Annotated in this window: 26 protein-coding genes and 1 tRNA gene; 9 read left to right on the top strand and 18 right to left on the bottom strand. The window is 34.7% G+C overall.

Annotation, left to right across the window (positions count from 1 at the left end):
- The 5 genes from CHB80_RS14475 to CHB80_RS14455 all read right to left on the bottom strand — a co-directional run bounded on the left by CHB80_RS14475 (window position 1) and on the right by CHB80_RS14455 (window position 5,094).
- Window positions 1-1,275 carry a POTRA domain-containing protein gene (locus CHB80_RS14475; protein WP_089372202.1) on the bottom strand — a complete coding sequence of 425 codons (1,275 nt, stop codon included), beginning with the start codon at window positions 1,273-1,275 and terminating at the stop codon, window positions 1-3.
- Between the two features lie 100 nt (window positions 1,276-1,375).
- Entirely contained in the window at window positions 1,376-2,125 is a 750-nt protein-coding gene (locus CHB80_RS14470) for a hypothetical protein (protein WP_089372201.1), read from the bottom strand.
- Entirely contained in the window at window positions 2,112-3,116 is a 1,005-nt protein-coding gene (locus CHB80_RS14465) for a glycoside hydrolase family 113 (RefSeq protein ID WP_089372200.1), read from the bottom strand. Before CHB80_RS14465 ends, CHB80_RS14470 begins: the two co-directional genes overlap by 14 nt.
- Before the next feature lie 252 nt (window positions 3,117-3,368).
- Window positions 3,369-4,292: a hypothetical protein gene (locus CHB80_RS14460; protein ID WP_089372256.1), complete on the bottom strand. Its 924-nt coding sequence runs from the start codon at window positions 4,290-4,292 to the stop codon at window positions 3,369-3,371.
- Window positions 4,293-4,383: 91 nt separating this feature from the next.
- The gene (locus CHB80_RS14455; RefSeq protein ID WP_089372199.1) at window positions 4,384-5,094 is read right to left on the bottom strand and encodes a DUF547 domain-containing protein; all 711 of its coding nucleotides are present in this window, start codon (window positions 5,092-5,094) and stop codon (window positions 4,384-4,386) included.
- A gap of 260 nt (window positions 5,095-5,354) precedes the next feature.
- On the opposite strand from CHB80_RS14455, the gene CHB80_RS14450 reads away from it, so the two are divergent.
- The 4 genes from CHB80_RS14450 (at window position 5,355) to CHB80_RS14435 (ending at window position 9,758) form a co-directional block, all read left to right on the top strand.
- On the top strand, window positions 5,355-6,656 hold the full coding sequence (locus CHB80_RS14450; RefSeq protein WP_089372198.1) for an NAD(P)/FAD-dependent oxidoreductase: 1,302 nt from the start codon (window positions 5,355-5,357) through the stop codon (window positions 6,654-6,656).
- Between the two features lie 68 nt (window positions 6,657-6,724).
- Entirely contained in the window at window positions 6,725-8,371 is a 1,647-nt protein-coding gene (locus CHB80_RS14445) for a 4Fe-4S binding protein (protein WP_089372197.1), read from the top strand.
- A gap of 181 nt (window positions 8,372-8,552) precedes the next feature.
- On the top strand, window positions 8,553-8,864 hold the full coding sequence (locus CHB80_RS14440; RefSeq protein ID WP_089372196.1) for a hypothetical protein: 312 nt from the start codon (window positions 8,553-8,555) through the stop codon (window positions 8,862-8,864).
- A gap of 9 nt (window positions 8,865-8,873) precedes the next feature.
- A complete protein-coding gene (locus tag CHB80_RS14435) occupies window positions 8,874-9,758 on the top strand; it encodes an MBL fold metallo-hydrolase (RefSeq protein ID WP_089372195.1) in 885 nt (294 codons plus the stop codon).
- A 2-nt stretch (window positions 9,759-9,760) separates the two neighbouring features.
- Here the strand turns inward: CHB80_RS14435 and CHB80_RS14430 are convergent, their stop codons facing one another.
- The 7 genes from CHB80_RS14430 to pdxA form a co-directional block, all read right to left on the bottom strand.
- Entirely contained in the window at window positions 9,761-10,465 is a 705-nt protein-coding gene (locus tag CHB80_RS14430) for a type 1 glutamine amidotransferase (protein ID WP_179218175.1), read from the bottom strand.
- A 126-nt stretch (window positions 10,466-10,591) separates the two neighbouring features.
- The gene (accC, locus tag CHB80_RS14425; protein ID WP_089372193.1) at window positions 10,592-11,932 is read right to left on the bottom strand and encodes an acetyl-CoA carboxylase biotin carboxylase subunit; all 1,341 of its coding nucleotides are present in this window, start codon (window positions 11,930-11,932) and stop codon (window positions 10,592-10,594) included.
- Between the two features lie 105 nt (window positions 11,933-12,037).
- Window positions 12,038-12,529: an acetyl-CoA carboxylase biotin carboxyl carrier protein gene (gene accB, locus CHB80_RS14420; RefSeq protein ID WP_089372192.1), complete on the bottom strand. Its 492-nt coding sequence runs from the start codon at window positions 12,527-12,529 to the stop codon at window positions 12,038-12,040.
- Window positions 12,530-12,561: 32 nt separating this feature from the next.
- Window positions 12,562-13,557 (bottom strand): beta-ketoacyl-ACP synthase III, encoded by a 996-nt coding sequence (locus CHB80_RS14415; RefSeq protein WP_089372191.1) that lies wholly within the window; start codon window positions 13,555-13,557, stop codon window positions 12,562-12,564.
- A 169-nt stretch (window positions 13,558-13,726) separates the two neighbouring features.
- The gene (gene rpmF, locus CHB80_RS14410; protein ID WP_089372190.1) at window positions 13,727-13,927 is read right to left on the bottom strand and encodes a 50S ribosomal protein L32; all 201 of its coding nucleotides are present in this window, start codon (window positions 13,925-13,927) and stop codon (window positions 13,727-13,729) included.
- Between the two features lie 9 nt (window positions 13,928-13,936).
- On the bottom strand, window positions 13,937-14,482 hold the full coding sequence (locus CHB80_RS14405) for a YceD family protein (RefSeq protein WP_089372255.1): 546 nt from the start codon (window positions 14,480-14,482) through the stop codon (window positions 13,937-13,939).
- Between the two features lie 110 nt (window positions 14,483-14,592).
- Window positions 14,593-15,672: a 4-hydroxythreonine-4-phosphate dehydrogenase PdxA gene (gene pdxA, locus CHB80_RS14400; RefSeq protein WP_089372189.1), complete on the bottom strand. Its 1,080-nt coding sequence runs from the start codon at window positions 15,670-15,672 to the stop codon at window positions 14,593-14,595.
- 61 nt (window positions 15,673-15,733) lie between these two features.
- On the opposite strand from pdxA, the gene CHB80_RS14395 reads away from it, so the two are divergent.
- Window positions 15,734-16,321, top strand: coding sequence for a riboflavin synthase (locus tag CHB80_RS14395; protein ID WP_089372188.1), 588 nt, complete (start codon window positions 15,734-15,736; stop codon window positions 16,319-16,321).
- Here CHB80_RS14395 and CHB80_RS14390 read toward each other — a convergent pair.
- The 3 genes from CHB80_RS14390 to mce form a co-directional block, all read right to left on the bottom strand.
- Window positions 16,318-16,533: a hypothetical protein gene (locus CHB80_RS14390; protein ID WP_089372187.1), complete on the bottom strand. Its 216-nt coding sequence runs from the start codon at window positions 16,531-16,533 to the stop codon at window positions 16,318-16,320. The two genes, CHB80_RS14395 and CHB80_RS14390, sit on opposite strands and share 4 nt — an antisense overlap.
- Window positions 16,534-16,796: 263 nt before the next feature.
- A tRNA-Ile gene (locus CHB80_RS14385) sits at window positions 16,797-16,870 on the bottom strand.
- Between the two features lie 47 nt (window positions 16,871-16,917).
- The gene (gene mce, locus CHB80_RS14380; protein ID WP_089372186.1) at window positions 16,918-17,328 is read right to left on the bottom strand and encodes a methylmalonyl-CoA epimerase; all 411 of its coding nucleotides are present in this window, start codon (window positions 17,326-17,328) and stop codon (window positions 16,918-16,920) included.
- A 101-nt stretch (window positions 17,329-17,429) separates the two neighbouring features.
- Between mce and rbfA the strand changes: the two genes are divergently transcribed.
- Window positions 17,430-17,822 (top strand): 30S ribosome-binding factor RbfA, encoded by a 393-nt coding sequence (gene rbfA, locus CHB80_RS14375; RefSeq protein WP_089372185.1) that lies wholly within the window; start codon window positions 17,430-17,432, stop codon window positions 17,820-17,822.
- A complete protein-coding gene (locus CHB80_RS14370; RefSeq protein ID WP_089372184.1) occupies window positions 17,823-19,028 on the top strand; it encodes an ABC transporter permease in 1,206 nt (401 codons plus the stop codon).
- Window position 19,029: 1 nt separating this feature from the next.
- Here CHB80_RS14370 and dusB read toward each other — a convergent pair whose 3' ends face one another.
- Both dusB and CHB80_RS14360 read right to left on the bottom strand, forming a co-directional pair.
- Window positions 19,030-20,022 (bottom strand): tRNA dihydrouridine synthase DusB, encoded by a 993-nt coding sequence (dusB, locus tag CHB80_RS14365; protein ID WP_089372183.1) that lies wholly within the window; start codon window positions 20,020-20,022, stop codon window positions 19,030-19,032.
- Between the two features lie 92 nt (window positions 20,023-20,114).
- A complete protein-coding gene (locus CHB80_RS14360) occupies window positions 20,115-21,353 on the bottom strand; it encodes a M28 family peptidase (RefSeq protein WP_089372182.1) in 1,239 nt (412 codons plus the stop codon).
- 45 nt (window positions 21,354-21,398) lie between these two features.
- On the opposite strand from CHB80_RS14360, the gene CHB80_RS14355 reads away from it, so the two are divergent.
- Entirely contained in the window at window positions 21,399-22,508 is a 1,110-nt protein-coding gene (locus CHB80_RS14355; protein ID WP_089372181.1) for a TolB family protein, read from the top strand.
- Window positions 22,509-22,512: 4 nt separating this feature from the next.
- On the opposite strand, the gene CHB80_RS14350 is transcribed toward CHB80_RS14355, so the two are convergent.
- Complete coding sequence (locus CHB80_RS14350; protein WP_179218174.1) at window positions 22,513-24,927, bottom strand: outer membrane beta-barrel family protein; 2,415 nt, start codon at window positions 24,925-24,927, stop codon at window positions 22,513-22,515.
- A gap of 133 nt (window positions 24,928-25,060) precedes the next feature.
- On the opposite strand from CHB80_RS14350, the gene lepA reads away from it, so the two are divergent.
- Window positions 25,061-26,857, top strand: a complete 1,797-nt coding sequence (lepA, locus tag CHB80_RS14345) for a translation elongation factor 4 (protein ID WP_089372179.1) — start codon at window positions 25,061-25,063, stop codon at window positions 26,855-26,857.
- Window positions 26,858-26,873 lie beyond the last annotated feature (16 nt).

Below are 26,873 nucleotides of genomic sequence, written 5' to 3'. Positions count from 1 at the left end.
TCAAAAAAATTGCCCGATTCCAAAAACAAGACCACTGGTTTCATTTTCTCCTAACCCAAATCCATAATCTAATCGGATCACTGCATTAAAAATACGTTTATGTATAAAGCGCACTCCTAACCCTGGGTTTACACGAATCGTACTTCCATCAAATAATTGATTAATATCATTTCCAGGTGTACGCCAAGTCCCAGCATCTATAAATGCATTACTCTGAATCACAAACCAGCCTTTTTCCAATAAAGTATGCCTGTATTCTGTATTAATAACAACAGAAGCTGTTCCCCTATCTACAGTATTTCCTACGCCTCGAATGTTTACTTGATTATCTAGTGCAAAAGGTGCAAAAGGCGAATCTCTATTTGAAGTAAATGACAAGCGCAGTCTATTGGCAAGATTTCCTCGTTCACCTATCCTGTGAAAGTACTCCAGATCATTGGTCCCTACAAAAGCATCTTCTAAAAATTCTTCACTTCCAGAGTTAAAAATATATTGAGCATTTGTTTGATTTCTAAAACCCGATACATATTGATATTCTATATCTAAGTCATTATACTCATATTCACTAATCACTCCTACACTATTTGCTTGCAACTCATCAGGAAGATCTAGATCAGGTTGGTCAGGTTGCACTACATAATCTTGACTTCCTATGGTAAAGCCTAGTTCAAATCTATTATGAAAATCATATTCATAAATCAAGCTAGCTTGAAAAGCTCTATTTTGAAATCTAAAATCTTCCGAAGTATCTTTAGAATCAGTAAAAATAGGCTCAAAAGTTACATTATCCTGATAGTTAATTCCTACACCTAGCTTATTAGTAAACAAAAAAGGTGCTTCCCAAAACACTCCATAAGAATCAAAAACATCTCTAGAGTAAAAACCTCCTAAAATTTGTCCTCGGCCAAAGAGATTAAACTCAAATGCCGAAATCCTAAAAGCAACATCTTCATCATTATTAGCTTGTGATACACGTATCCCAGGAATAATTGTAAAATTCTCTACAATCGTATACGTAATGGTGTAATCTGTATCAGAATTTTCGGTGATTTTTGAAGTAGCATTTGCAATACCCGCAAGCCTATTAAGGCGTTCTACATCGGTAGCAACTTTTAAGGAATCATATACACTTCCAGGTTTGACTTTAACTAATCTTCTTAAAAAAGATTCTTTCGTTCTTTTAAGTCCTTCTATCTCAATTTTTGTAACAATCACTTCTTGCGAAAAGGCAAAAGAAGTCACCATTAAAACCAACAAAATGATGGTTTTTTTCATAGCAATTTTTTTTTCGAGGTTCAGGAAATTTAGACGGGATATGTTTAGGATAATTACAGAATATTAAAACAAAATCTACTTTTATTTTATTCCCTAATTATTAATCCTCCAAAACAAATTCTGCCTGTAACAATGTATTAACCCAATTATCTTCACTTACGCCCATCACGGTATAACCATATGGAGTTTGACTTATTAATTCTGGCGGTGTTTCTTCTGTGATATTAAGCACCACATTCTCTAATTGGTAATATCTAAATTGAGGTTCAAAGGTGTATGTTCCAGAAAGTAATTCATTAGAAGCATCAGATACTACTTGAAAATAAATAGCATCTTGAGGCTGTACTAAAGGTTCCCAATTAAAAAGAGGCATTCCTGTCTGGGATTGATCAATAGATACCATATCGGTAAAATGAGTATTCTGCGTTTGATGTTTTAATCGTATAGGATTGGAAAGGTGCAGTATTCCGCTTTCGCGAAAGCTTATAATCACCCATTTCTCAACAGCCGTTTGTTGTGTAAAAGTTTTGAGATATCCATTAAAAAAATCACCCTCAGGAAGAAGTACTTGAGTGTAATTTTGATAATCATTTTTATCTACTGTAACGGTTTCCGTTTCAAAATAACGTATATCTGAAGCGCCCGGCCTAGGATATACATACGCAATAATTTCATTTGGATTTTCAGAACCTGAAGCACAGGCAATCACATTATCTATTTCTATAGTATTTTGAGCCACCAAAGTAGCTAATGAGCCATCATCATCTTGTCCAGCAATCGTCTCATTATCACTATTACATGACATTAGCAATACTAAAAAACAAACCCATAAGAAATCAGTTTTTATCATAATATTCTTTTATTACTGCTTCAGCAGGTTTATTTTGAGGTGTAAATCTATTATTATCACTTCCCCCAGATCTTGAATGATGAATAAACCACTTCCATATAAATCCGCCTGCAAACCAATCTTCTCCCCATAAAGCATCAAAAGTAGCCTTGGTTGTATTTGCTTGTGCCTCTAGATTTACAGTAGTTACAGAATGATCTGAAGTCCATGGTTCTTTAGCTGTAAAATCTACACTACGATATCCCCATTCTGTAAATAAGATTTTTTTACCATGCAATTTTGAAAAAGCAGATAGCTCTCCTTTCCACCATCGCCATCCATCTATCACACTTTTTACAGAAGGAGTTTGCATTTCTGAAAGAGGAAAATAGGCATCTACACCTACATAATCCATTTGATCCCAAAAAGGAACACGTTTGTACTCATCCCAATTGGAAGCATAGGTAAGTTTCCCTTTATAAACTGCTTTTATTTTTTTGATAAGGGATTCCCAAAATGCTGGCCGATTTGCAACAAATTGTTCTAACTCTGTTCCTATAGAAAAAATAGATGTTCCCGTTTCTTGTGCCAGTTTTGCATAATCTAAAATAAACGCCTCATAAGAAGTTTCTAATGCCTTCCAATTTTCTTCTGTTTCCATTTTGAGGTATCCAGTATACTCGCCTCTCCAGATCCATAATTGAGGCTTTAACATCACCTTAATCCCATTAGACTGCAATAATTTTATATAGTCTTTAGCCCCTTCTCGACGTTCACCATACCATTGCCGATCTGTATTGTACACTATAGTTGGGTTATCTAAAGCACGTATAAACCCAAATGGCATGACTGCAGCATAATTAGCTCCTACTTCCACAACAGGTTTTACATGTTCATTGGTAGCCTTATCTCTTGAAGCGACAAAGCTAATCCCATTAATTTTCTGAGCATGTAGGCAGTTTATTTGAAAAACAAAAATGAATGCAATAAAAAAACGAATCTTAGAGTACATAGTTATTTTTTATATCAAATTACTGTATTATATAGATATGCTAGTGTTAAAATCGTCATAACTTCAAGACAATTCCTATCAGTACTATAAAAAGGTAAAACCCTAATACAATTAGGGTTATTTCCTTTGTTGAAAAATAAGGCCCGCAAAGCTTGTTTAACCGGTTTCAAAACTTTGCGAGGCACTTGGAATACGATAGCCTAGAGAGTATAAATATAGGGGGAACACTGACTAGGCGATGTACGTTATTTCTTAAAGGACATAACGAAGTCCGAAATTATATGATTCTCCTAATCCAGTATCATTCCCTCTAGCAAAATAACTCCAAAGTACTTCTAGGTTTAATGATTCTGTAAGTTGATATTTTGCTCCTGCACCTACGGCCGTTAAATCTTGCTCAAAACCATCATCATCAAAAGAGATAAGTTGGAAATGTTGTGCAAATACCTGTGCTGTAAATTTAGATGTTGGGAAATAACTTAAGAAAGCTCCCGGAGTTAGTCTTAAACTATTACTAGCAAAACTTCCTTCAGATCGACCGTCATCAGTAAAAACTAAATCGTCACCAAAGTTATACTCTGTATTTACATCAAAAAATAACTGCCATTCTTTTGAAGTTCCTAATGGAAGATCATAAAAGAATCTATTTTGAAGAACAAAAGCATCTTCATCTAAAAACACGCCATTTTCAAATTCGCTATCTATAAGTGGAATCACTATACTACTCTGAATAGAGAAATTACTCAAACTTGCAAAAGGTACATATTTGATACTAGGGGCTATACTTGTTAAACCACTACGAGCAGAACCTCTCTCTCCATCAAAGCTAAATACATCAAAAGCTCCACGACCTCCTATTGTGTTAGATCGAAACTCAAGAATTGCACCTATACTTACGCGACGATTTTCAGATACTCCATAAAAGAAATCTAAGGTAGAAGTAAAAAAGTTTCCACGAGGCGCAGTTGAGACATCTCCATTAGCATCTGCAACTCTAGTTTGTGTAAATAAATTATTAAACCATTTAACATCTACTTGCCCTTTTCCAATCAATTTTGAAGGCGTTAAGTTTTGTATTACCGACCCTCCTTGATCTTGATCATCATCTGAGTTGTCTTGAGCAAAAGCTCCTATAGTAAATAATGTGGCTAATGCTAGTGTATAAATCTTTTTCATTTTGTTTTTTTGATTTGTGCTTCCCGTACCTGACTTATTCATAGCAGTAAATCAGGCAGGAAGACTTTTATATAAAAAATGTAATCTGTTATTATTTTACTTGATTTAATGTCCAATTATAAGGATAGTAGGAAACTTTTGCTTTTGCAGGAAGTGATTCTTTTCTGTACTTATTGATAAAATCGACTTCCGATCCTCCTTGTGTAAAATCTCCTTTATACCATTCAAAGATTTGAGAGATTTGCACTTTATTCCCTTTTACTCTAATAAAATTAGGATTGTTTAACGCCTTCACCGTTTGTCTTTGTAACTGTGCTTCTAACTTTCCAGGTGTATATGCTTCATTAATTATAGGAGGACATCCTAAGCCTGCACATACTAACACAAAGTGAAAACGTGCTTCTTTTGGAAATACTGCTCTTAATAACTTATTTTCAATATCATTTAAAGTTGTTTTGACACCTCCCACCTCATGTGTTGTTTTATCAAAAAACCCTTTGATATCTAAAGGTTGTTTTACTGGATAATTAGCTACAATACCATTTATAACAGTGATATTGTATGCATTAATCCAAAATGCTTGGTATGATTTTGCATCACTTTTTGAAACTCTCACTTCTTTTGCAAGCGATGTAAGTTCATTTAGTGTAGCTGGATTATTTTTAATTGCTTTATAATCTACACGACCATTTTTTATATGCGTTTTGAAAAAAGCATCTGCTTTATTTACAAAAGTATCTACACTTTGTGAGTAGCTTACGGCTACAAATAATAATGCGATAAGAGTGGTTATTTGTTTCATTTTTATTTTCGATTTTATGTTGGCTTCTGTCGTGAGTATTTCTTTACGCTTACAAAAAAAGTTGTCATATTTTCCTTTTCTGCAAAAAAAATCCGTGTAGTAAAAAACACAAAAACCTTACAAACTGTAAGCTTATTTAAAATAATTCTAAATGATTTGTATTTGTTAAGTTCATTATCTTTAAGACGACCTTATTTAGGAATCTATCGTGATTGCTGTTTTATACGCTTTCGCGAAAGCAAAAAAACAACCACCATCATATGGAAGAACACATTGTTATAATAGGTAACGGAATTTCTGGTGTAACGACTGCAAGACACATCCGAAAGTTATCTGACAAGAAAATCACTATTATCTCGGCAGAAACTGATCACTTCTTTTCACGTACTGCACTTATGTACATATACATGGGGCATATGAAATATGAACATACAAAACCGTATGAAAATTATTTTTGGAAGAAAAACAGAATTGAGTTAAAACGTGCATTTGTAAAGAATGTAGATCATGCCAATAAGCAGTTACAATTTGCAGACGATACAACGATGTCATATGATAAGTTAGTTCTTGCTGTAGGTTCTAAACCGAACAAATTTGGATGGCCCGGTCAAGATTTAGAAGGTGTCCAAGGCTTATACTCCTATCAAGATTTAGAAAAACTTGAAAAAAATGCACCTAATAAAAGTGCCTGTAATAGAGCTGTTATTGTAGGTGGAGGTCTTATCGGAATTGAAATGGCAGAAATGTTACGATCTAGAGATATTCCTGTTACCTTTCTAGTAAGAGAAAAGAGTTTTTGGAATGGGGTGTTACCAGATGGTGAAAGTGGTATGATAAATCGTCATATTAAAAATCATCATATTGATTTACGACTTGGCACCAATCTTAGAGAAATTATCTCTGATGAAAATGGACGTGCTCGTGCTATTGTTATAGGTGAAACTGGAGAAGAAATTCCATGTAATGTCGTAGGCCTTACGGCTGGTGTATCTCCAAACATTGACTTCTTAAGAGACAGTGGTATTGAACTAGGTAGAGGCATTAAAGTAAATAGGATGCTAGAAACCAATATTCCAGATATTTATGCTGTAGGCGATTGCGCAGAGCAACATGAAGGGATTAATGGAAGACGTCCTATAGAAGCAGTATGGTATACAGGAAGAATGATGGGAGAAACCGTAGCACAAACCATATGTGGAAATCCTAGACAATACAATCCTGGTCACTGGTTTAATAGCGCTAAGTTTTTAGATATAGAATATCAAACTTATGGATGGGTATTTTCTAAACCTCGCGAAGGAGAAACACATTTCCATTGGAAACATACAGATGACACAAAGTGTATCACTATCAATACGGAAGCTGCAACTGGAAAATTTATAGGAATCAACAATTTTGGGATCCGCATGAGACATGAGGTTTTTGATCGTTGGCTTACAGAAGAACGCAGTACAGATTATGTTGTTGAACATCTTGCTGAAGCAAACTTTGACCCTGAATTTTTCAAACACTTTGAAAAAGATATTATAAGTACATATAAATCGCAAGCAGTAACTGCGTAAAACAACAAAATCAAATCATAAATCAACAAAGTTCTTATTTCACAAAATAGGAGTTTAAATTATAAGATATGGCAATAGAAAGAAATATGTCACTTACGGGACAGCCACCTGTAAGTATTAATACAACTCAAAAAATAGGTGTTCTCATAGGAATGGCTGGCCTTTTTATACTGCTACTAGCAGCATTAGGAGTAGATTTAGGAAGTGCTGCATTATGGCTTACTATCTCACTTACAGCGATCACTGCTGGTGTCATTATTTTTGCAAAAGGAGCATATGCTCATAAGCTTCCTGGTATTAAAAATGATGGCGTTTGGTTTAAATCAATGTCATCGCGTGGAGTATTGGGTTGGATCGCTGGTATTGTGCTCACAGGCTTCTACATTATCCTTTATTTCTACGCAGGAGTACTAGGGCTTGGCCAAGGAGTAGATGGTGCAAACACAGGTCTTATTGGCCTTTTTGACCCATTAAGTTATTTATTAAAAGGAAGCGCCGCAAGTGAATGGTTTGTATATGGAACCTTATACACCATAGCTATCTTAGCTTTTGGTGTCAAGTTTATGTGGAAATATAAGCACAACCGTTATGAGCAATTACGTACCATAAGTGTCATGTTTTTCCAAACAGCATTTGCTTTTGTCATTCCAGAACTTATGGCTCGTTTAAATTCAGATACATTCTCTTTACCATACAATGATATTAAGCTCATGTGGCCTCTAAACTACTATGCTTTTGATCAATGGCGTGTAGATCAATTTATAAATGCTCAAAATATTGGATTATTCTTTTTGATATTAGGGATCGTAACCATCTTTGTTATCTCTCCATTTCTTACGTATAAATACGGAAAACGTTGGTATTGCAGTTGGGTTTGTGGTTGTGGTGGTCTTGCAGAAACTGCAGGAGACCCATATAGACACTTATCTTCCAAAAAAATGTCTGCTTGGAAATTAGAGCGTTGGATGATCAATGCTGTACTTGTATTTTCTGTAGTAATGACTACTGCGGTTATTTCTACATATCTAGGTTATGACAGTACAAAATACTGGTTTACAAAAAATACTTTTCTTATAAGTGCTGGAGCATTTCTAGTCATTATGTTTGCCATTGTAGCATATTTTAAGAGAGACCAACTTAAGAATGATGCTTTTAAAGGTGCCGTAATTGCATTAGTCATCACTTTAGCTTCATTTGTAGCAATGTCATACTTACGTTTTCATGAGATTCAAATAAATGCTGCTTATTTCTCTTTTGGGCTAAATACAAATACGTATGGTCTTGATGGGGCTATGCGAACTTTTTACGGATTTGGAATAGGTTCTATCTTTTCAGGAGTTATTGGGACAGGATTCTATCCTATTCTTGGAAATCGTGTATGGTGTCGTATGGGATGTCCAATGGCGGGTATTTTAGGAATACAACAACGTCTTTTCTCTAAATTTAGAATTACCACTAACGGAGGACAATGTATCTCTTGTGGTAATTGTTCTACACATTGTGAAATGGGAATTGACGTACGTAGTTATGCACAAAAAGGAGAAAACATTGTACGCTCTAGTTGTGTAGGATGCGGTGTATGTTCTGCGGTATGTCCTCGTGGCGTTCTTAAATTAGAAAACGATTCTTTAGAAGGTCGTATCAATCCTACTGAAGTATTATTAGGAAATGATGTAGACCTAATGGACTATGTAAATAATAAAAACGCAAGTTAATTACTATAAGATTCTTTATATGTACGCTTTCGCGAAATCGAACTTGTGAGATTCACGACCACCGGAAGAGCGAAGCGATAAAGCGTATAAAAAAACAAAAACCGCTTCTATTGAGGCGGTTTTTTATTATACATTTAGAACTCATTTTTTTACAATCAATCAAAGGAACACTATATTTCATATGCATACAGTTATTATTGGATTAGAATTTCAAAAAAAGAGTAAGAAAAAATATGATGCCGATTATATAGAAAATCTTATAGAAGACATTTCTCACAATCCAAAAATTGGAAAAAAAATACAAGCAGTTAATAATATCTATGTACTAGATATAGGATATACTAAAGATAAAAAACATGAATATCAATTAGTTTATTACTACCAAGGAAAGAATACCCCATTATTTATTATTACTATTTTTAAAAAGAAAGAAAAAGATCTTTTATCTAAAACCATAAGTAGTTTAATTACTGAAACTTCAGCAAAAAATTAAAACTCAATAATGAACTTAAACATCACTGCCTATTCTACAGCCTTATTTTCTACATGGATTAATATAGAAGAATTACATCTTTTATTCGATGCTGGTGATGGAGTTACAGCTGGATTATTACAAAAATCTGGAAAGATTAAATATGTTTTTATTACGCACCCAGATAGAGATCATATCACAGGGCTTTTTCAGCTTCATCAACTTAATGCAAGAAAAGGACTCCCAAAAGTATATTATCCAAAAGATAGTGGCTCTTTTCCCGCAATAAAGGATTTTTTGCACAAATTTGACACACACATACAAGGAACTGAATGGCACCCTATAAAACATTTAGATACTATCGAAATTCGTAATGATTTATATGTAGAAGCTATTCGTAATGAACATGTGGCTGTTCCTCAAAACGTTTCAAAAAGCTTGAGCTTTAAACTCTATCAAACCAAACAAAAATTAAAAAAAGAATTTTCTCATCTTAATGGTAATAGTATCAAAGAAATGATCGGATTACACGGTAGAGATCACTTGATGGAAACTATACATACCAATATACTCTCTTATGCAGGAGATACACCCGTAGATGACTATAACAAATGGGATCACTCAAAAATACTCATCCATGAATCTACATTTCTTCAGGATCAAGCAAATGCTATTATAAAGAGTCCTAAAGAAAGAAATAAACACAGTAAACTAAATGAAGTATTAGAAATGGTTTCTAATATTACTATAGACAGGCTCATTTTACACCACTTTTCATCTCGATATTCCAAAGAAGAGATAAACACCAATGTTATTAAACTCTGCAAATACTATCATATCAAAGTTCCTGTACATGTAATTTATCCAGGGGAAATTCATCGTGATATTTTAAATAGTCCTCCCCTATATGGATAACATTAGGATGACTCTTGTGATAAGAAATAGGTAAAGAACACTTTTGCGGTATCAAAAGAGGGACATCCCAATACTAGATCATCTACACTTACATTATTTTTTTCTATAAACGCTCGATCCTTTTGAAAATAGGCATCTCCTGCTTCTTTAGAAAATTCAGGATGAAATTGAGTTCCTAATAAATGGAGATCATAATTAATATAGGCTTGTATTGAAGAATGCGCATTTGTTGCTAACACCTCTGATCCTTCGGGTAATGCTACTACTTCATCAAAATGGTGTTGCCATACATCTTCTTGATGTTCTACCTGTAATATACTTGCTGCACTATTTATAAATTTTACGCGTCCCCATCCTACTTCAAATCCATGAGGAGAAGATCTAATCGCGTGATCACCTACCAAGGCCTTACAAACTAACTGATGCCCATAACAAATCCCCATTTGCCATATTCCTTTATCACAAGCATCCTGAATATATTGAATAGCCTTCTCTGTAAAAGGAGCCGTATCATTTATAGACAATGCAGATCCTGTGTGAATGATATGCGTATACTCCTTTGTGATCAGATCATCTGGAAATGATGCAGCGGTATCTATAAACAAGGAAGACACCTCCCAGTTAGGTTCGGTCAAACAATTTTTAATGGTAGGGGTTTCTAACCGATCTACTGAATAATCTAGAATTAAAATTTTTCTTTTCTTCACGTTCTTCATTTCAATGGAGCACTAAAGATAAAACCATATCTATAAAATAATCTTAATAGTATTTTAAAAAAGAAAAACCAACCTAAAACTAGGTTGGCTTTTAAAAATATATTCTTTCAATTATACTTATGCTTTCATTTCAAAGTCTTCCATAAACTTTGTTGTGTAATTTCCAGCAATATAATCAGGATGATCCATTAATTGTCTATGGAAAGGAATTGTTGTTTTAATTCCTTCAATCACAAACTCATCTAATGCACGTTTCATTTTATTGATAGCCTCTTCACGAGTCTGCGCTGTAGTAATTAACTTAGCGATCATAGAGTCATAATTAGGTGGTATCATATACCCGCTATACACATGGGTATCAATACGAACCCCGTGTCCTCCTGGCGCATGTAAATTAGTAATACGTCCTGGAGAAGGTCTAAAATCGTTATAAGGGTCTTCTGCATTGATACGACACTCTATAGAATGTAATTGAGGGTAGTAATTCTTTCCAGAAATAGGCACACCAGCAGCAACAAGAATTTGCTCACGAATTAAATCGTAATCTACTACTTGCTCTGTAATAGGGTGCTCTACTTGAATACGTGTATTCATCTCCATAAAGTAGAAGTTACGGTGCTTGTCTACTAAAAACTCTACCGTTCCTGCGCCTTCATATTTGATAAATTCTGCTGCGCGTACTGCAGCTTCTCCCATAGCATCTCGAAGTTTATCTGTCATAAACGGAGATGGTGTCTCTTCTGTTAATTTTTGGTGACGACGTTGTACGGAGCAATCTCTTTCAGACAAGTGACATGCTTTACCATTACTATCGCCCACCACTTGGATTTCAATATGACGAGGCTCTTCAATAAGCTTCTCCATATACATTCCATCATTTCCAAAAGCAGCTTTAGATTCTTGACGAGCAGATTCCCATGCTTTTAAAAGATCTTCTTCTTTCCAAACAGCACGCATTCCTTTTCCTCCACCTCCGGCAGTTGCTTTAAGCATCACTGGATATCCAACTTCAAGTGCTAATTTTGTACACTCTTCAAAATCTGCAATAATTCCATCAGAGCCTGGTACACAAGGCACTCCTGCCGCTTTCATTGTAGCTTTTGCAGTTGCCTTATCTCCCATCTTACTAATCATATCTGCACTTGCCCCAATAAATTTAATATCGTGCTCTTCACAGATTTTTGAAAATTTAGCATTTTCAGACAGGAATCCATATCCTGGATGTATTGCATCGGCATTTGTGATTTCTGCAGCAGCAATAATATTTGCCATTTTAAGGTAAGACTCGTTACTTGGAGCGGGTCCTATACACACTGCTTCGTCTGCAAATTTCACATGAAGACTTTCTTCATCTGCTTTTGAATATACAGCTACGGTTTTTATACCCATCTCTTTACACGTTCTTATAACGCGTAATGCGATCTCGCCTCTATTTGCAATAAGTATTTTCTTAAACATAGTGTTCAATTTATTTTTAAGAAATTATAGAATTCTAAAAAATTCATTATACGCTTTCGCGAAAGCGTACTTATTCCTTAATACATTAAAAATACCCGTAAGGGGTTATGATGGGTCTACTAAAAATAATGGTTGATCAAACTCAACTGGTGATGAGTCGTCTACAAGAACTTTTACGATGGTTCCTGAAACTTCACTTTCAATTTCATTGAAAAGTTTCATTGCCTCAATTACACAAAGAACGTCTCCTTCTGCGATTGATTTTCCTACTTCTACAAACGTAGGTTTATCTGGAGATGGTTTACGATAAAATGTTCCAATGATTGGTGATTTTATTGTAATGTATTTTGAGTTATCGTCTTCTGCAGGAGCTGCTGGAGCAGGAGCTGCTGCTTCAACTGGTGCTGCTGCTACAGGTTGTGCTTGAGCTTGAACTGGAGCCATTGCTGGCATTTGCTGTACTATTGTCGTAGCACCTTTATCTTCATCGGCACCCGTTTTTATGGTGATTTTTACATCATCCATTTCAAGTTTCACTTCACTAGCGCCCGATTTTGCAACAAATCTGATAAGGTTTTGAATTTCTTTTAAATCCATAGTGCGTTTGTTAGTCTTTTAGGTTTTTTGTTTTAGGAGTTATAGGCCCACTTTAAATAAATAGACCCCCATGTAAATCCGCCTCCAAAGGCAGCAAACACGATATTGTCTCCTTTTTTAAGTTGGCTTTCATAATCACTCATCAGCAGTGGTAATGTTGCTGATGTTGTATTACCGTAACGATGAATATTAATAAGAACTTTATCTTCTTCTAATTTCATTCGTTTTGCGGTAGCATCAATTATTCTTTTATTAGCTTGATGTGCAATTAAGTAATCTACATCATCTCCCGTTAGGTTATTTCGGGCCATGATTTTATCACTTACATCAGCCATATTAGAAACAGCATATTTAAATACCGTTTTCCCATCTTGAAAAACAGTATGTTGCTTATTAGTTACAGTTTCGTGAGAAGCTGGAAGTATAGAGCCTCCTGCGTCTATTTTTAAGAACTCGCGTCCTACGCCATCAGATCGTAAGATTTCATCTTGCAATCCATATCCTTCTTCATTAGGTTCAAAAAGAACAGCTCCTGCGCCATCACCAAAAATGATACACGTAGCTCTATCTGTATAATCAATAATAGAAGACATTTTATCTGCTCCTATTAACAGTACTTTTTTATAGCGTCCTGACTCTATATAGCTAGAGGCTGTAGACATTCCATATAAGAAGCTTGAACAAGCTGCCGTAAGATCATACGCAAATGCATTGGTAGCACCTATTTGAGATGCTGTATACACTGCTGTAGATGCCACTGGCATATCTGGAGTAGCAGTAGCAACAATGACCATATCAATCTCTAAAGGATCGAGGTTTGCTTTCTTAAGTAAATCGTTTGCGGCTTGAATAGCGAGAAAAGAAGTACCCTTCCCCTCTTCTTTAAGAATACGACGTTCTTTTATTCCCGTTCGGGTAGTAATCCACTCGTCGTTAGTGTCTACCATGGTCTCCAAAATTTTATTGGTGAGCACGTAGTCTGGAACATATGCCCCTACAGCTGTAATTGCCGCTGAGATTTTATTCATTTGCTTCAGTTAGGTTTGTACATTTTACTCAAAAATGATGTAAAATGGAGCGAAAAATACTAAAATTTGACCAAAACCAGTCAAAAATTAACTTTTTTTACCAAAAAACATTTACAAAAAAAACTCTCACATCGTGAGAGTTTTTGTGTTATGTAGAGTTAGAGAGGTTTTACGCTTCTATTTCTTCTCCAGTTTTATCAATAACTACTTGACCTCTATAATATAATTTTCCTTCGTGCCAGTGTGCTCTGTGGTAAAGGTGTGCTTCTCCTGTTGTAGGGTCTACAGCTATTTGTGGTACAGCAGCTTTGTAATGTGTTCTTCTTTTATCTCTTCTAGTTTTGGAGATTTTTCTTTTAGGATGTGCCATTACGTACTCTTATTTATCTGTTAATAGTTTTTTTAATGAATCCCATCTGGGATCTGTTTCCGACTGATCGTTATTTTCTTGTTCTTTTTTACTTCCTAAACTCAACTCTTCAAGTTTATTTAGTATTTCTGATTTTAATGTTCCGTCCTTAACGCCAGGGTGAACCCTTTTATTAGGAACAGATAGAATGATAAGCTCATAAATATGATGTGCCACATTTAATTCATATTCTCCATACGGTAGAATAAGAATCTCTTCATTCTCATCATTATATTCATGACCGAACTTTACAACAAGCTCAAATTCACCTTGAATAGGTTCATCATAAGGCTCATTAGTAAGATCACAATTTACATTGACGCTTCCTTCTACTTTAAAGTGTAACTGCATAAGTGTTGTTTTTTTTTCAAAACCAAGACTTACTTGTATAGCGACACTGTTAAAGTCATCAAATTCAAAATAATCAAAGAACGACTTGTCTATTTGATATTCAAAATTATGCTCTCCTTCTTTTAAACCTACATACTGTATGGTAAATAGTTTCAAATCTTTCATCACTTCATCCGTTAGGAGCGTGCAAAGATACATAATTTTCTTTATTTAAAAACTTCTTATTCTTTTTTTATTAATAGGTTGCAACCTACTTATGAGTGAAAAGATTTTATTTAAGATTCTTTAGGAGCTTGACGTCCTTTATGAACAGATTTTCTTGGTGAAATTTTCAAAACATCTCTTGTAAGCTCTTCATAATCTTCCCTTTTTTTATATATCTCTATTGCCATAAAAACAGCTTCTCTAAAAGAACCATGATCTGCTTTATTCTGACCTGCAATCTCATAAGCAGTTCCATGATCTGGAGAGGTCCTAACCTGATCTAAGCCTGCTGTATAATTCACCCCTTTCCCAAATGACAATGTCTTAAAAGGAATTAAACCTTGATCGTGGTATGCCGCCAATATTGCGTCAAAGTTTTTGTAATTACCCGATCCAAAAAAACTATCAGCCGCATAAGGACCATAAACAATTTTGCCCGTATCTCTTATTTTTTCTAAAGTAGGAATGAGCACCTTATCATCTTCATCACCAATCACACCATTATCTCCTACATGGGGATTGATACCTAACAAGGCTATTTTAGGCAAATGAATTCCAAAATCACTTTGAAGTGTTTTATATAAGGTTTCTACTTTTTGAGTAATTACTTCTGGTGTAATATGAACCGGAACGTCTTTTACTGCTACATGATCTGTAAGCAAGCCAACTTTAAGACTATCTGTAGTCATAAGCATCATTGCATCCCCATTTAATTCTTTAGCTAGATAATCTGTATGCCCTGGAAATTTAAAATCATCGGTTTGAATCGTAGCTTTATTTATAGGAGCAGTCACCAAGACATCTATCTCACCATCTTTGAGAGCCTTTGTTGCTCTAACAAATGATTTTAGTGCATACTTCCCGGCTTCTTCTGTCGCTTCTCCAAATGCTATTTTCACAGGCTCTTTCCATACATTCAAAACATTTATCTTTCCTTCTAGCGCTTTAGACACCGTATCTATACCGTGTAATCCAATCTGACTTCCCAAAACTTTTTTCACATAAGAAAGTGTTTTAACAGAAGCAAACAGTATGGGGGTACAAAAATCTAACATCATACTATCGGCAAAAGTCTTGAACACTATTTCAGTTCCTATACCATTAAGATCTCCTATAGATATTCCAACTTTAATTTTTTGATCTTTCTTCATTATATACCAGCTATGGGTTTTGTATTTTTACACCACAAAAGTAACCAAATTATAGTCATTCATGTTTACAGGCATTATCGAAGATTTAGGCAAGATTATTTCCATCGAAAAAGAACAAGATAATATTCACATCACTGTTGAAAGTAATCTTACTCCAGAACTTAAAATTGATCAGAGTGTTGCACACAATGGGGTATGCTTAACTGTGGTATCCATAAACAACAGCCAATATACTGTTACAGCTATAAAAGAGACACTTGAAAAAACTAACTTACATACCTTAAATGTACATGATGAAGTAAATCTTGAGCGCGCTATGGTATTAGGCGCTAGATTAGATGGTCATATTGTACAAGGACATGTTGATCAAATAGGGATTTGCACAAATAAACTAGAAGAAAATGGAAGTTGGCGATTTGATTTTTCATATAATCCAAAACTAGCCAATGTAACAATAGAAAAAGGATCTATCACTGTAAATGGAGTAAGCCTTACTGTAGTTGACTCTACAAAAAATGGCTTTAGTGTAGCTATTATACCATACACATACAAGCATACTGTATTTAAAAATATACAAAAGGAGAGTATTGTCAACTTAGAATTTGACGTAATAGGGAAATATGTTAAGAGACTTACAGAAGCCTATTAACAAGTTTTTACAGTACGTTTCTTTATGAAATATATTATTCCTGTAATTACACCTAATACAAGAAGTATCAATATATTTTCATCTATTGGAACTACAAGTCCTGGGAGTGCAGGGATACGTCCACCATCAGGCGGAGGTGGAGGAGTAGGACCACCAGTCACTACCTCTTGTGCTAAAGAGGTATACCCAACAGCAAGTAGGAATACTGTCATATGTAAGTTTTTGAGTTTGGGGCTCATGGACTACAAAAATATGTAATTAAAAATGTACTTAATACTAACGTTATAAATATACTAATAGTATAATGCAATTTGTGTTCTTGGTCGACAATATTAAGCATTTTATCGGTAAAAACAAGTATTTTATTGTTTTTTTTACAAAAACATAAATTTCAATTAACATTCATAAAAAAACATCATACACGTAAAAAGTAATTTCAATCTATTATTTTACACGTATGATGATCTTTTAAAAGTGGTCCCACTTGGGCTCGAACCAAGGACCCTCTGATTATGAGTCAGATGCTCTAACCAACTGAGCTATGGGACCAAAAACGGGTGCAAATTTATAATAATTACTCAACAGAGCAAAGAATTTTACACCTTATTATTATTTTCTTGACACAATTCTACTAAAACCCCTCCAGCTGTCTTCGGGTGAACAAACGCTACAAGCTTATTATCAGCACCTTGCTTAGGTATTTTATTAAGCAACACAAAACCTTCTTTTTCTAAACGAGCCATCTCTTTTTCTATATTTTCTACAGCAAAAGCAATATGATGTATCCCTTCTCCTTTCTTCTCAATAAACTTTGCGATAGGACTATCTGCTTTTGTTGCTTCTAACAATTCAATTTTATTAGGTCCCACTTCAAAAAAAGATGTTTTTACCCCTTCTGATAATACTTCTTCGATCTTATAATGTGGCTTCCCAAGTAATTTTTCATATAATTTATTAGAGGCCTCAAGATTTTTAACGGCGATTCCTATGTGTTCTATTTTATCCATTTATTTTATTTCTTTCTAAATACGCTTTCGCGAAAGCATATAATTACTGAAAACATGCCCTACAAAAGTAACACAATCTATAAAAAGTGTATTTTTGCCGTATGGAATCTAACAGACAGAAGAAAGTAGCAGGTGTTTTACAAAAAGACCTAGCAGATGTATTACAAAATGCCTTAAGAGATAGTGGTCATAGAGGCATTATTGTATCTGTCTCAAAAGTAAAAGTCCCAACAGATCTTTCTATTGCCAAAGTATATATAAGTGTATTCCCAAATGCTGAGGCTCAAAAAATGCTTGAAGAGCTCAATTTAGTTAAACCTAAAATTAGGCATGAGATTTCACAACGCACACGTCATCAATTAAGGCGCATGCCTGAACTTCAATTTTATATAGATGATTCTCTTGAATACATGGAAGAAATAGACAGATCTCTTAAAGGAATTGATAATCCTATTGAAGATCCTACCCTATTGGAAAAAAGAAAAAAATCGTAAATGCGGTTTCCCTTATATATTGCTAAACGATACCTCTTTTCAAAAAGCGGCACTAATGCAATTAATATTATTACACTAATATCTGTTATAAGTATTATTATAGGAACAGCTGTACTTTTTATTGTACTCTCTGGATTTGCTGGACTTAAAGATTATAATATATCTGTAACCTCCATTATAGATCCAGATATTAAAATCCTTCCAAGTAGCGGAAAAACAATTACCATAACTCCTGAGCAAGAAAAAAAACTTGCTGCAATAACCGGTATACAAAACTATTCTAAAGTAATAGAAGAACGTGTATACTTAGAATACGACGGAAAAACACATCTTGGGTTTATAAAAGGCGTTGATCAAAACTACCTAAAAGTAACTAATATAGATACTACTTTATTTGCAGGCTCTTGGCCTAGTATAGGAGAACCAGAAGTAGTCATCAGTATTGGTATAAGGCGTAGGCTATCTTTAGGCATAAGTGATTACGGAAATTTGTTGCGTATCATGGTACCAAAACCTGGCACAGGACAGATTACCGACCCCACAAGTGCTTTTAATAGATCCAGTGCTGTTGCCAGTGGAATTTTTCAAGCAGGTGAATCTCTAGACAACGATCATCTTTTTTCAAACATTGATTTTGTGGGTGAATTATTAGACTATCCATTAGATAAAGTAAGCACACTAGAACTAAAACTGACTCAGGACGCTAATGAAGCTGAAATAAGAAATGAACTAGAAACTATTTTTTTAGACACGATACTTATTAAAAACAGAACAGAACTTAATGATGCACTTTATAAAATGCTCAATACAGAAAACCTTGCATTATATTTCATTTGTACCTTAGTGCTCATTATCGCCTTATTTAGTTTTGTAGGGAGTATTATCATGATTATTATTGACAAAAAGGGTCATATCAAAACACTTTCAGACCTTGGCGCTACGCTTACAGACATACGTAGAAGTTTTTTCTACCAAGGCGCTTTAATGATCATTTTAGGAGGAGGCATAGGCCTATTTATAGGAAGCATTATTGTTCTTATACAGCAACAATTTGGCTTAGTAAATATTACCGCTTCACTTCCCTACCCTATGCGTTTTGAATTCTTAAATCTTTTGATAGTATATGCAACTATTCTTGTTTTAGGAATATTGGCTGCAAGATTAGCATCCAGTAGAATAAACAACAACTTCCTAACAACTAATTAATTCAGGTAAACTCATAGCCGGCAAATTCTCTCTCTATAAGATCCATTGCGGCAAATACATCTTCGCTATGATCGCTTGTTACAAGCTTCATACGGTATTCTTTAAAATGCGGAATTCCTCTAAAATAATTTGTATAGTGACGTCTCGTTTCAAAAACACCTAATTTTTCTCCCTTCCAATCTATAGACATTTGAAGATGTCTTCTCGCTGCTTCTATACGTTCTTCTAATGTAGGAGGTTTGCATTTTTCTCCAGTAGCCATATAATGTTTTACTTCTTTAAAAAACCATGGATATCCAATACTCGCTCTTCCTATCATAGCGCCATCCAACCCATATTGATCTCTCATTTCTACAGCACGTTCTGGAGTATTTACATCACCATTTCCAAATACAGGAATATGCATTCTTGGATTATTTTTCACTTCTGCAATAGGATGCCAATTCGCATCTCCTTTATACATTTGTGCTCTCGTACGTCCATGTATAGAAATAGCAGCACACCCTACATCTTGTAGTCGTTCTGCAACTTCAACAATTCTAATACTGTCATGATCCCAACCTAAGCGTGTTTTGACTGTTACAGGAAGCTTTGTATGTTTTACCATAGCTTCGGTAAGCTTTACCATCAGATCAATATCTTTCAGAATACCTGCTCCAGCGCCTTTAGAAACTACTTTCTTAACTGGGCAACCAAAATTAATATCTATAATATCCGGACCACTCGCTTCCACAATTTCTACACTTTTAAGCATAGATTCCATCACAGCGCCAAAGATTTGAATCCCAACGGGACGCTCTTTTTCATAAATATCTAGCTTCATGGTACTTTTGGCGGCATCACGTATCAAACCTTCTGAAGAGATAAACTCTGTATACACCACATCTGCACCTTGCTCTTTACACAAAGCACGAAAGGGAGGATCACTTACATCCTCCATAGGCGCTAATAATAACGGAAAATCACCTACATCTATATCTCCAATTTTTGCCATGCTATTCTTTTAACTATATTTTCTTTATATGCTTTCGCACTTAGACATCGCTCAGTATAAACTTCTGTGTCGCTTCTCTCCTTGAAAGCGTACTAGTCCTTTATAAAAACAATTTCTTTAGTGAGGTTTTCTCCTTTTCTATCAATAACAATTGTCGTGGTATCGCCTGCATCAAAGGTGGAGAGCACACGCATATAACTCATCATATCTACCACAGTACTATCCCCCATTTTAATAACAACATCTCCTTTTTCAAGACCTGCATTTTGAGCTGCTTTTCCATCACTCACCCCATCTATACGCATTCCTTTTCCAGAAAATAGATAATCAGGCACAACACCTAAACCTACTTTAAAACTTGGCACAACAGCACTCTCATCTTTGGTTTTAGTGAAAGCTATTTTTCCGTTATTATCAAGTTCAGAAATGATTGCCAAAATATAGTCTTCTATCATTTGCATCCCCTCATAATTGAGTTTTTCACTATCGTCTCCAGGTTTATGATAATCATCATGCTGGCCTGTAAATAAATGTAATACCGGAATATCATTTAAATAAAACGATGTATGATCTGAAGGTCCTACTCCACTTTCATGCTCTGCTAGCTCAAAAGAAGTGTTAGCTGCAAATACCGTCTGATTCCAAGAAGGTGAAGTTCCTACCCCATGTATGGCCAATGCTTTTTCTGTATTAAGTCTTCCTACCATATCCATATTAATCATATAATTAATTTCAGAAAGTGGTATAGTTGCATTTTTGGTAAAATAATTAGAACCCAGCAAGCCCATTTCTTCTCCAGAAAAAGCAATAAACAGGTAATTATTTCCTTTATAAGATGGCCCTTGAAGTTTCTGTGCTAATTGTAATAAAACCGCCACACCACTTGCATTATCATCAGCTCCATTATGAATGGCCTCACCATCTCTATGCAAAGAGCCTTCACCGCCCATTCCTAAATGATCGTAATGTGCTCCTATAACAATCGTATGTGATGTTTTATTATCGATATACCCTATCACATTTGTACCCGTAATAAGAGAGTCGTTTCCGCTTTCGCGAAAGCGTACTTCGCCATGAGGATCATTTTTAGGAGCAAATGAAAAGGTTTGAAAGAAAGTTTCTTCATTTCCTTTTGGAGATAACCCTAAAGCAGCAAACCGCTCTTTGATATAATTTGCAGCCTTTAATTCTCCTTCAGTACCCGTCTTACGCCCTTGTAAATCATCTGAAGCCAGAAAGGTTACATCGTCTTGCATTGTATACTGAAAGGTTGATTCTTTTTTACAAGAGATCAAACTTAGTAACGTAATACCTAAAATGAGCTTTTTCATAGAAGAATACTGTATTTTTGCACAAAATTAATGATTTAAACTCGTATGAAACGTTTTTATATAGTTGCTATTATTTTAGTTTGTATTGCTTGCAAAGAAAACACATCACAAACAACTACAAAAACTGAAGATTTAAAAACGGTTGCCAAAACTCAAGACAACCCATTAATCTATCCAGAAGAGATCCATTTTAAGAATATACAACAGGTTACATTTGGTGGTGACAATGCAGAGGCATACTGGAGTTTTGATGACAAACAATTAATTTTTCAATCCAATTATAAAGATTGGGGAGTGGGGTGTGATCAAATGTTTTTAATGAATCTAGGGGAAACATTTCAAGATAGTAAACCTCCTATGATTTCTACAGGAATGGGACGTACTACTTGTGCTTACTTTTTACCAGACAACAAATCTTTTGTATATGGATCTACACATTTAGGAGGAAAAGAATGTCCTGAAGTTCCCTTACGTAAAAACGGCAATTATGTATGGCCTGTATATGACACTTTTGACATTTTTGTTTCTGATCTTGAAGGGAATATTATTGACCAACTTACAGATGAACCAGGATATGATGCTGAAGCCACAGTATCACCAAAAGGCGATAAAATTGTATTCACCTCAACACGTAGTGGTGATTTAGAATTATACACCATGAATATTGATGGGTCTGATGTACAGCAAATCACAGACGAATTAGGATATGATGGAGGTGCTTTCTTCTCTCCTGATGGCACAAAACTTATTTTCAGATCATCTCGACCAAAAACAGCAGAAGAAATCAAAAAATATAAAGATTTACTTGCACAAGGACTTGTAGAACCCACAGACATGGAACTATACATTTGTAATGCAGATGGCTCGGATCTACGTCAACTTACTCGTTTGGGAAATGCAAATTGGAGTCCGTTCTTCCATCCTAGTGGTAAAAAGATTTTATTCTCTTCCAACTTTGAAGCAGAACGTGGATTTCCATTCAATCTTTATATGATAGACTTAGATGGGAAAAATCTAGAGCGTATTACGCATGGAGAAACCTTTGATGCTTTTCCTGTTTTTTCAAATGATGGAAAAAAACTAGCATTTTCCTCAAATAGGAATAATGGAGGTGGTAGAGATACCAATCTTTTTATTGCAGATTGGGTAGATTAAAGGATTAATCACTTGTAATAAGACGTTCTCTTTCTTTTTTATCTAACTCTCTGTTATTGTCTTCTAGTCTAAAATTACCAAAGTTATAGGTAAACCCTATTTGAATATTCTGAGTTTCTGGCACTGCAAAATAACCATTGTCTTGATTTAAATATCTAGAACTAAGTAAGGCATTTGCCTCTCCTAAAATATCATTTACAGCCACAGACAATGAGGCTCTTTTATCCCAAAATGTTTTTTTGAGACCTATTCTTAAATCGGCTGTATTTTCTTGAATATAACTACCCAATAAGAAATTAGACACATATGTAAATGACACCTCGCCTGTGTAGGTTTTATCTGCACTAAGTGTCAGGAAGTTTGAAAAAGACCCATAAAAACCGTCCACTTCATTTGTATATGGCACATTATTACTCTCTACAGCAAGAAATGTTTCTTCTTCGTGAAAAACACTCATATACGTATAGAAATACCACCATTTTGCAATAGAACGACCGTGTGTAAAATCAAACCCCCAAGATTTACTATCTAATGCATTTTGCCTATCTGTACGTAACACTTGCGTTACATTATCTTGAAAAGGTAGCATTAAAATATTTTCTCCATTATCTCTATAATACACATCAAAGAAGTATGCATTAGCTAGCGAGTAATTAAAGTTAAATTGATGACTAAAGGCTGGCAATAATCCTGAATTACCTTGATAAAAATTATTTTCATTTAAAAAATAAGCAAACGGATTTAAATCTTGATAACGAGGTCTATATAATTTACGCCCATAATCTAAACTAAAACTATGATTTTCTGAGAGTTCATATTTTACATAAGCAGTAGGGAACCACTCTAAATAATCTAATGCGACTACCTCCTCTAAAACTAAAGAAGTACCTGTAGAATTTGTTTGCTCTACTCGCAAACCACCTTTCAAGCTCCACTTATCAAAATCTTTACCTAAGGTTACATATCCGGCATATACATTTTCATCGTATAGAAAATCATCATTCTGAGCTTGATCTAGCCCATTTACAGCATCATTTTGAATATTTAAAAAATCAATTACAGATCTTGAATCAATGATAGATACTTTTCCTCCAGCTTCTAATGTCACTTCTCCAAGCTGGGATGTATAATCTACTTGCCCTGTATAAATCTCTATATCTTGGAATGCATCAGAAGTGAATCTAACATTCCTAAAATTTTCATTTTGAGTATCGGTATAAATAGACGAAAGGTTTTGAAGACGATCTCTTGAGAATGTCGTGTAATGTGTATTTAATTTAAAATTTCCGTTTTTTAAATCATAAGAATACGACATATCAAATGCAAAATTCTTTTGATCTCCATCCAGACGACTTGTTGTACCTATAGAAAATGGACTATCTACCGATGTTACTTGTGTGGCAGATCTATTAAAATTAAATTCATCCGGAGAATACAATCCTACCGCCGAAAAACTAATTTTTTGTTTTTCATTGAGTTGATAATCCAGAATCAAATTTGCGTTATGTGCTTTTCTCCATTGTTTATCTTCAATATCCTGATCCCACTCAGCAACAACACTATTATTATTTCGATAATTTATAAACGTATTAGTTTCTTGTGTTCTTTTAAGAGGATTAAAACTATAATTAAAGAAGACATTTAATTTTTTATTCTTAAAATAATGACTTGTACCAAAATAATGTTTTGGAAATATTCCATAGGTTCCGCGAGCAGTTACAGACCCTTTATATCCAAGATATAAAGCTTTTGAAGAAATAATATTAAGAATAGCTCCTCCTTCTGCATCGTATTTAGCTGATGGATTAGTAATGACTTCTACAGATTTTATAAGATCGCCTCCTACACTTTCTAACAAGCTCTGAATTTCTTCATAACTCAGTTCTACTTTACGGTTATTTAAATATACAGTAACATTTGTATTTCTTACGGTAAGTTCGCCTTGTCTTATCACCACGCCCGGTGTTCTTTTTAAGATATCCCACGTAGTTCCTTGAGCCGCAATTGTATTCTCCACATTAAACACCAACCTATCTGCCTTACGTGAAATTGTAGGTTTCTTACCCACCACTGTAACTTCATCCAAACTTTCGGATACTTCAATTAATTGTATATCTGGCAGCGTTTTATTTCCCGAAAAGGTGAAAATAGCAGAAGTAACCGTCTCATACCCCACAAAACTAGCCTTTACAGTATAAGTCCCCTCTAAAACAGACAAAAACACAAACGTACCATTATCTTCTGTAATAGTTCCTTGTATAATGGTTTGTTCTGAATCATAAAGAACAATATTGACAAAAGGAATTGGGTCTCCAGAAATAGTGACTACTTTTCCTGAAATTGAAGCTTGTTGAGCTATTAAAGAACTAGAACTTAGAATTAAAAATAACACTAAGAAAAACGGGGTGAAATTCTTCATGATAAGATTACAAAAATACTCTAAAAGCAAGTCTTTATGTGTGCGGATGAAGGTTTTTTCGACGAAATCATTTTTCTGTCTATAAAATGCTGATAGAAGACCTATATTTGCACACATTGACTTGGAATAGATTATGAAGAATATCAGAAATTTTTGCATCATTGCCCATATTGACCATGGTAAAAGCACATTAGCTGACCGTTTGCTCGATGAAACCTCTACAGTTACCAAACGTGAGGCTCAGGCGCAATTGCTTGATAGTATGGACTTAGAAAGAGAACGTGGAATCACCATTAAATCTCATGCAATACAGATGGAATACACCTATAAAGGTGAAGAATATATTCTTAATTTAATAGACACTCCAGGCCATGTAGATTTTTCCTACGAGGTATCAAGAAGTATCGCAGCTTGTGAAGGGGCTTTACTTGTTGTTGATGCCGCACAAAGTATCCAAGCGCAAACTATTTCTAATTTATATTTAGCTCTTGAAAATGATCTTGAAATCATCCCAGTACTTAACAAAGTAGATTTACCTAGTGCAAATCCTGAAGAAGTAACAGATGATATTGTAGACTTATTAGGATGTGATGCTGAAGAGGTTATTCCCGCTTCCGCGAAAACGGGTATAGGAATTAAAGAAATCCTAGCTGCAGTTATAGATCGCATACCTGCTCCAAAAGGAAATCCAGACGAACCATTACAAGCACTTATTTTTGATTCTGTATACAATCCTTTTAGAGGTGTAGAAACGTATTTTAGAATTTTAAATGGAAGTATTAAGAAAAATCAGCAGATAAAGTTTATTGCAACTGGCAATACCTATGGTGCTGATGAAGTAGGTACTTTAAAGTTAAACCAAGTTCCTAAAAAAGAAATAAAAACAGGAGATGTAGGATATCTTATTACAGGAATAAAAGATGCTCGTGAAGTAAAAGTAGGAGATACTATTACAGATGCTAAAACCCCTACACAAAATGCTATAGAAGGTTTTGAAGATGTAAAACCTATGGTATTTGCAGGAATTTACCCTGTAGATACAGAAGATTATGAAGAACTTCGTGCTTCTATGGAGAAACTTCAATTAAATGATGCTTCGCTGGTTTTTGAGCCTGAAAGTTCAGCAGCACTAGGATTTGGATTCCGTTGTGGATTTCTAGGAATGCTACATCTTGAGATTATTCAAGAACGTCTAGAGCGCGAATTTGACATGACGGTGATTACTACCGTACCTAACGTATCTTATCACGCATTCATACATAAACACCCTGATGAGATTATTCTTGTAAATAACCCATCAGATCTCCCTGATCCATCTAAAATGAATCGTGTAGAAGAACCTTTTATCAAGGCTTCTATCATTACAAAATCTGATTTTGTAGGTCCCGTAATGTCATTGTGTATAGAAAAACGAGGAACCATTACCAATCAAACATATCTTACACCTGAACGTGTAGAATTATCATTTGACATGCCTCTAGCTGAGATTGTTTTTGATTTTTATGATCGTTTAAAAACAGTATCAAAAGGATATGCTTCTTTTGATTACTCTCCTATAGGAATGCGTGCTTCTAAACTTGTAAAGGTAGATGTCCTTTTAAATAGTCAGCCTGTAGATGCACTTTCTGCATTATTACATCAAGATAATGCGTATGATATAGGAAAGAAGATGTGTGAAAAACTACGCCAGTTAATACCACGCCAACAGTTTGATATTCCTATCCAAGCTGCTATTGGTGCAAAAATCATTTCGCGTGAGACGGTAAAAGCACTTCGTAAAGATGTAACTGCCAAATGTTATGGTGGTGATATTTCGCGTAAGCGTAAACTTCTAGAAAAGCAAAAGAAAGGAAAGAAACGTATGCGTGCTGTTGGAAATGTAGAAATTCCGCAGGAAGCATTTATGGCTGTATTAAAATTGAATGATTAAAATATCATTCAATATA

Origin of the sequence: Dokdonia pacifica (assembly GCF_900188275.1) — a bacterium.
Lineage (GTDB): Bacteria > Bacteroidota > Bacteroidia > Flavobacteriales > Flavobacteriaceae > Dokdonia > Dokdonia pacifica.
This window is presented reverse-complemented; position numbering and strand designations above follow the sequence as displayed.